Source organism: Streptomyces sp. NPDC032161, from assembly GCF_040636995.1.
Taxonomy (GTDB): Bacteria; Actinomycetota; Actinomycetes; order Streptomycetales; family Streptomycetaceae; genus Streptomyces.
In genome coordinates this window covers 1-6,465 of the sequence record NZ_JBEZVN010000081.1, presented here as the reverse complement: position 1 = coordinate 6,465, position 6,465 = coordinate 1, and the positions used below count along the sequence as shown (strand labels likewise).

The window sequence follows — 6,465 nt, the reverse complement described above, 5'->3', positions numbered from 1 at the left end:
AGATACGACAAACGCGGCTACGTCTACCTCGGCACCGCCACGGCAGCAGCACTCGTCATCTGGCTCCGAACATGATCGACCGGACAAGTCCTAGGTCGACCGTGCGGCTGGTGCAAACCAGGCACTGCCCGCCGCCGAGCGCGCGGCCGTGGGCGAGTGGACCGCTGAACGCGCCCCACTCCCCCGTCGCCCCGCCCGCCCGCTCGGTGCCAGCCTCGTCGGCCCTGGCACCGCACCCGGGCGCGGCTGACCGCTCCGGTCATCGGCCCCACGCCCGACCGGTTCGACCGGCGGGCGGTCATGGGCACCTGATCGCCTCCGAGTGTGAGCTCGTCGAGGTCGGCAGCAGACCCCTGCCGCTGGCGGTAATTGGGTGTGCGGACGGGGCCGTTGGTGGACTATGCATAGATGACCAACTCATTGTTCGCCGCTTCGGCGGCGGATCTGACGATCGAGCGCATCCGTGCCCTCGCCGCGCGGCCGGACCAGGTGGAGAGCCTGACGCTGGAGTTCAAGCGAGAGTACTCCTACGGCCTGGTGAAGACCATCGCAGCGATGGCCAACACCTACGGCGGCACGATCCTGGTGGGCGTCAACGACAAGGCCGAGCCGGGCGCAGAGCGCGTCGTCGGCGTCGACGCCCAGAAGACGATCGACCAGATCGCCAGCACTTGCAGCGAGAAGCTCGACCCGCCCTGGGAGCCGGCCTTCTTTACCGTCCCGTTCGACGACAACTCCGGGCGCAGCGTGGTGGTTGTCCGGGTGAATCCCAACACCGCCCCTCGACCTCTGCTGATAGACCTTAAGGCGCCGATCCGGCTGAGTGGACAGAACTCCACCGCCGACCGCGACCGGCTTCTCAAACTCGCCCGCGAGGAGCCGACTGCCGACGTACTGCCCGTGGGCCAGAACGTCATGGCCCCGAACCTGAACCGGGACGGGGAGGGCAAGCCCACCGATGACTTCGTCCTTCGTACTGGCATCAACCTTCCGATGGGGGAGGCTGGCGCCTGGCGCCCGCTGTCGGAGCGGGCCGTGGCCGCACTCGCGCAGGCGTTGGACGATTCGCCCTTCCCCCGCGCCCTGCGCAACCTTGGGAGTGGGGCGATCGACTACTCCACGCCCTTCCGTCGGCTCGGGCACAACAGAGCCCGGAAGGCCCGGCTTGTATGGCAGGCCGTCGGTCGCCCCTCGGTGAAGAAGCACCTGGTCGAGGCCGTTGTAACGGTCAATCTCCCCGAGGTCTACGGCTCTGTGTCCACGCCTCCGGTCGCGAGCATCACGATTGACGTCATCGCCCGGGTCCGGCAGTACGCCGAGGACCCCGGGAGCATGGGGTGGCGGCACCGGTACGAGGTATCGGACCTGGCGGTCCTATTCGACGGCCTGCTCCAGACCGCCGTCGATCCCCATGTCGTCACGGAGATCGCCCGCATCACGGACATCGACACCGTCCTGGTCGCGCAGCCCCGCGAGCTCCACCTTGTCGCCGACCGGCCTATCACGGATCTCCTCTCCTCCACCGACCTGGAGATGATCCCGGACGCTGGTACGTCAGCCGGGGGCATTTTCCGCGCGAACCCCGCTCTAGATCTGCGTGTTGCCATTGAACGTCAGGAGCAGGTGGACGACTGGCTCCGCCAACTCGGACTGGATGCCGGTCTGACGGGCATGGAAGCCCTTGTCGAACGCTATCGGGCCACAACCGCGCCGACGGTGTAGGAGGCACCGGAACGGCCGGTCACCTGGCCCGGACAACCATGGGGGCACCCCGGTACGGCCGCGTGTGGGAGCGGCAGTGCTCGGCTCCCGGACTCCGGCGCGGCGGGGCCGGCCCGGGGCGAGCGTGTGTGCGTCGTCACCGGGTGGCGAGGACTGCGATCGCGGCGATGGCGCCGAGGCACGTCACCAGGAGCGTCGCGCCGCCTATGGCGACCGTCAGCGGCGTGGCGAGGGTGGGGCGCTGGTGCGTGATGTAGGCGAGTCCGCCCACCGCCAGGGCGATGACGACGACCAGGACCAGCAGCAGCGTCAGGACCAGCAGGACGCGCAGGGCACGCGAGGACATGAGGGATCTCCGTTTCGTTCGAAGGGGGCGCTCGGTTGAGCGCGGGGCGATCGAGTTCTCGCGAAAATCCGTTCCGGCCCCTCATACGGGGTGCGGTGACGTGGCGTCGGGGCGGATTCGCGAACGCTTGACAAGGACGGCCGGGGCGGTGGGACAGCACCAGGAGGGATCCGGGAGCAAGACGCACAAGCCCGTCTTTCTTCTGGCTCAGTTATGTGGGGGCGAGCGCCGAATGTTTCACCGCCGAACGCAAAGTGGCGTACGCCACAAGGGCGGGCCTCGATACGGGCGACGCGCCCCTGGCGTGAGCAGCATGATGTGGGGCCCGGGGAATAGGCACGCAAGCCCGGCGCAGGAACACCGCGGAGGTTCCGCCTTGCCCTAGTCGTGTGGGAGATATCGCAGACGCCGGCACCCCGGCGGACCATCCTGCGGCCCGAGCGCTGGAATGCCCGCCCAGGCACTGCTGCGTCCCAGCAGCAGTAGCCACAGTTCTTCGCTGCCCGCGCCAAACTTGTGTCCCCGGCTCTTTGAGTGCGCCGGTGAGGGCCTGCGTCTTTCGCTGGCAAGCCCTCACCGGCAGATGGGGCGCGGCATGACTGCCCGCGCAGGGGCCGGCCGCAGGGGCCTTTCGGGGTTCAGCTGTGAGTGTCGCGCAGGGCGTTGATGACGACCTGGACGGGACGTCCTTCGCGGAGCAGTTGGTCGGCGGTCTTGCCGTTGATGACGCGGTCGAGCATGTTCGGGGTGCAGCCGTTGAGCCGCAGCTGGGCCGCGATGCCGGGACGGTACCGCGCGGCGATCTCGGCCCAGACCCGGTCTTCTGCGGCCCGGGCCGCGAGCCGGGCCTGTTCCTCGGCTTCTCGGCGGATCTTCTCCATGGCGGGTGTGACGCCCTTGCATCGCAGGCGCAGCGCTGTGTCGAGACCGCCGAGGCCAAGCAGCCTGATCCATGCCAGGGCCTCGTCCGGCTCGGTGATGCGGGAGGCTGCCCAGCGCTGTGCGTGCGCGACGGCCGTCTCGCGCGGGATGCGCAGCTCCGTCGCAGCGAGGCGCGTTACGGCTTCCAGCATGGTGGGCTTTCGTCTCCTGCTCCGGCGGGTGCGCAGAGGTCCTCCTCTTCCCAGCCGGTCGCGGCGCTGGTAGGGGGAGAGGTCGCCGAGGTCGAGGCCCTCGCGGCGGGCGATGTCAGAAGCGGTGGCGGGTGGCCTTCGGGTCGGCATGTCTGCCGGGGTGGGAGCGCCGGACCGGGTGGTGGGGCGGGCGCCGGTGAGCCAGAGGTAGACGGGGTCGTGAGAGACGTCGGGCATGGCTGTGCCTTTCGGGGTGGTCCGCGGCCGGGCGCGGGCATGGAAAAGGCCCCGCTCGGTGGTGAGCAGGGCCGGGTGAAGGGGTGATGCGGCAGCGGGCGGCAGACGGGCTGCGCCCGCATGCGGGCATGAAAAAAGGGCGAGGGAGGTATCTCCTTCACCCTGGTTGTCTTTTCCTGGCAGTTTCCGGGCAGGGGTGAGACGGGGTAAATCTTGAGTCACTGCCGCAGGAAAGGCAAGGCCGCCTGGTGACGTCGCAGGTCAGCGTCGCACTGGTGCTTGACGATGCGACAAGTACTCTTGTCGCATGGCGGATCATCGGGACTGCTTGCACCTCTTGCACACGCTGATCAAGCAGCACGCGGCCAAGTCGGTGAGCTCAAGGGATGTCCGGGCCGGTCTCGCGCTGCCGCTGAGCCGGTCATCCACCTCGTGGGGCGCCGAGAGCGACAAGGAAGCCATGCTGGCTCTACTGACGGCGGTGGAAGACCACCAGAAAGCACTGGCCGATCTGCGGCTGATCTATGCCTCACGGGCCGTCGAGAAGGGCGCCAGCCTCGCAGACCTCGGGCGCGCCTGGCAGGTCTCGCGGCAAGGCGCCCGGCACCGCTGGAGTGTCCTCAAGCGCCGGATCCACCCGGACATCCCCCGGCCCCGCTCCGACCCGCACGACCTCAACGGCATGTACTGAGCTGGACGGTCCAGGGCGAAGACGCGGGGCAGCACATCGGGGATCGGGGGCGCGCTGTCAGACCGCCGCGGCCAGCGTCTGCCGCACCGGGCGGAGAGGTCCTTCCCGGTGAGGCCGGCGTCCTTGCGCAGGAACTGCAGCATACAGACCGTGGCCAACTGGGCGGGCGAGAGCCCCGGCTGTCCGTTGCGCGGGTACCAGTCGGCGAAGTCCTGGTCGTCCTACAGTCCGCCCAGTTGGTCTCTCACCCACATCGCCGTTGCGTCGCCCGGGTTGCTCGCTCGCGCGACCTGCACGGTCAGAGAAGGGACTTGCTCACCAGAACGGGCGTGGAGCGACAACGGGCACCTCGACAACTGCATCGGTCCTTGAACAGAGCCGAGCATGGCCGTTGATCACGCTGCCCCGCCGGGGATCCTCAAGATCCCCGGCAGAGCCAAGCTAGGCGGACCAGCACCCCAGGTCGGAAACCTGGGGAAATGTTTCGACCGAAACGCGTGATACGTTCCCCTTCTTGCATAGTGATGGTTCCATTCCACTGGAATGCCGACACGACGGGTACTGCCATGCACGAACGCGTAGTGTCCGGCTGCCATCGCAACGGCCCGCGGCCCCGGTGACGGGCATGCGTCACGGGCAATGCCAGCGTCACCAGCAAGTGGGGGAGAACATGCACAAGGCACGTATCGCATTCGCAGCCGCCCTGGCCACCGTCGGACTCGGTCTCACGGCCTGCGACGACGGCGGCGACAAGGCAGGGCCGGCGAAGGAGGAGCCCGCCGCGTCGGCCAAGGCGTCGTCCACGCCGCAGGAGCAGACTCCGGCACCCGACGGAGGCAAGACAGAGGAGGACGGCCCGGCCGCCGGGGCCGTCACAAAGCCGGGCACGAAGCTCAAGATCGGCGATCGGGCCGTACTTCCGTTCGCCTACGGGACGTCGAAGAAGGGCACCATCGCCGTCACCGTCACGGGGATCGAGAAGGGCGCCGAGGCGGACATGGCCAAGTTCGGCGACAAGGCGAAGGGCATGACGCCGTACTTCATCAGGATGAAGGTGGAGAACGTCGGCGGCACCGACCTGTCGTACTCCTCCCTCAAGCTGGACGGCGTGCTGGAGGGCGGCGGCGGCACCGGCGTCATCCTGATCGGCGACCTCCCGAACAAGTGCGACAACGAGTCCGCGCCCGCCGAGTTCAAGACCAAGGGCGCGTCGTTCGAGACCTGCTCGCTGTCCGCCACGAAGACCGCGCCGGTCACCGCCGCCAAGTTCGACAAGGGCGACGCGTACAGCGACAGCCCGGTGGTCTGGGGCAACTGACGGCGCGGCTATCGATTCCCGGTGTGGGTTGAGGTGTGGCGGGTCGTTGTGGGCTGGGGTGTTGCAGGTCGGGTGAGAACCGGCCGAGGCGCTTCGGGTGGGGTGGTAGGCCGTCTGACCTGGTGTTATGTCAATTTCATTGAGAGTGCCAGGCGTTGTTGCAGATGGTTTTTTTGCGTCTAACCTCGCCGTTTCACTCGGGTACGGCTGACTTTGGGGCCCGCGGTGGCCGGGAAAACAACCGCGCTCCTCCACGCCGGACGCACCTGCCACCTCGCCCACACCCACCGCAACCCGCCACGACCCGGCCTCCAGCATCCGCACGTACCGGTCGCGTACGTCCTAGTGCCGCCCGGCGCCACCGCGAAAACCCTCGCCACCGAGTTCGCCCGCTACCTCGGCGTCCCCGTCACCGCCCGGATGACCCAGGCCCAGATCACCGACGCGGTCTGCCACACCTACCAGCAGGCCGGTGTCCGCCTCGTCTTGATCGACGAGATCCACCGTCTCAGCCCCCGTACCACCACCGGCGCCCAGGCCGCCGACTTCCTCAAAGACCTCACCGAACGCATCGGGGCGACGTTCGTGTACGCGGGCATCGACGTCACCACAACTGCCTTGTTCAGTGGGGTGCGCTGGGCGCAACTCGCCGCACGCGCTTTCCTCGTGGAATGCGGGGCGTTCCCGGCACGCCTCGGCACACGCGAACCCTTCAGAGACCTGATCGCGGGAGTAGAGGCCGCACTCGATCTCCGGGCGCACCGGGCCGGGACACTCCCCCGCCACGCCGCCTACCTCCACCAAAGGACCGCCGGAAGGATCGGGAGCCTCCCCCGACTCATCCGGCAAGCCGCGATCACGAGCATTCTCGACGGCACCGAACGCATCACCAAGGCGTCCCTGGACCAGGTCCGCCTGGACCACCTCGCCGAAACTCATCACCACATCACACGAAACCACTCACCCAACCCACGCTGATCAGGCAAAACACCCCTAGCGAGTAGCCGGGAGGGATCTCACCTCCCGGCTCTCTCAGAACCGTGCGTGAACCTCTCGATTCACACGGCTCCCATCACCC

Annotated in this window: 5 protein-coding genes and 1 pseudogene; 4 read left to right on the top strand and 2 right to left on the bottom strand. The window is 68.1% G+C overall.

Annotation, left to right across the window (positions count from 1 at the left end):
• Positions 1-408: 408 nt before the first annotated feature.
• The gene (locus AB0E67_RS35885) at positions 409-1,722 is read left to right on the top strand and encodes an ATP-binding protein (protein ID WP_362034983.1); all 1,314 of its coding nucleotides are present in this window, start codon (positions 409-411) and stop codon (positions 1,720-1,722) included.
• 136 nt (positions 1,723-1,858) lie between these two features.
• On the opposite strand, the gene AB0E67_RS35880 is transcribed toward AB0E67_RS35885, so the two are convergent.
• Together AB0E67_RS35880 and AB0E67_RS35875 are read right to left on the bottom strand one after the other, a co-directional pair.
• Positions 1,859-2,068, bottom strand: coding sequence for a hypothetical protein (locus AB0E67_RS35880; protein WP_362034981.1), 210 nt, complete (start codon positions 2,066-2,068; stop codon positions 1,859-1,861).
• 638 nt (positions 2,069-2,706) lie between these two features.
• Positions 2,707-3,378, bottom strand: coding sequence for a hypothetical protein (locus AB0E67_RS35875; RefSeq protein WP_362034979.1), 672 nt, complete (start codon positions 3,376-3,378; stop codon positions 2,707-2,709).
• A 307-nt stretch (positions 3,379-3,685) separates the two neighbouring features.
• Between AB0E67_RS35875 and AB0E67_RS35870 the strand changes: the two genes are divergently transcribed.
• From AB0E67_RS35870 to AB0E67_RS35860, 3 genes and pseudogenes are all read left to right on the top strand, one after another.
• Entirely contained in the window at positions 3,686-4,069 is a 384-nt protein-coding gene (locus AB0E67_RS35870; protein ID WP_362034977.1) for a hypothetical protein, read from the top strand.
• A gap of 670 nt (positions 4,070-4,739) precedes the next feature.
• Complete coding sequence (locus tag AB0E67_RS35865) at positions 4,740-5,387, top strand: hypothetical protein (protein ID WP_362034975.1); 648 nt, start codon at positions 4,740-4,742, stop codon at positions 5,385-5,387.
• Between the two features lie 216 nt (positions 5,388-5,603).
• Positions 5,604-6,365 (top strand): annotated as a pseudogene (locus tag AB0E67_RS35860) (TniB family NTP-binding protein); the annotation flags it as partial.
• Between the last annotated feature and the right edge of the window lie 100 nt (positions 6,366-6,465).

Coding starts and splice junctions, on each gene's coding strand:
- AB0E67_RS35885 (WP_362034983.1), top strand. CDS start 409: ATGACCAACTCATTGTTCGCCGCTTCGGCGGCGGATCTGACGATCGAG.
- AB0E67_RS35880 (WP_362034981.1), bottom strand. CDS start 2,068: ATGTCCTCGCGTGCCCTGCGCGTCCTGCTGGTCCTGACGCTGCTGCTG.
- AB0E67_RS35875 (WP_362034979.1), bottom strand. CDS start 3,378: ATGCCCGACGTCTCTCACGACCCCGTCTACCTCTGGCTCACCGGCGCC.
- AB0E67_RS35870 (WP_362034977.1), top strand. CDS start 3,686: ATGGCGGATCATCGGGACTGCTTGCACCTCTTGCACACGCTGATCAAG.
- AB0E67_RS35865 (WP_362034975.1), top strand. CDS start 4,740: ATGCACAAGGCACGTATCGCATTCGCAGCCGCCCTGGCCACCGTCGGA.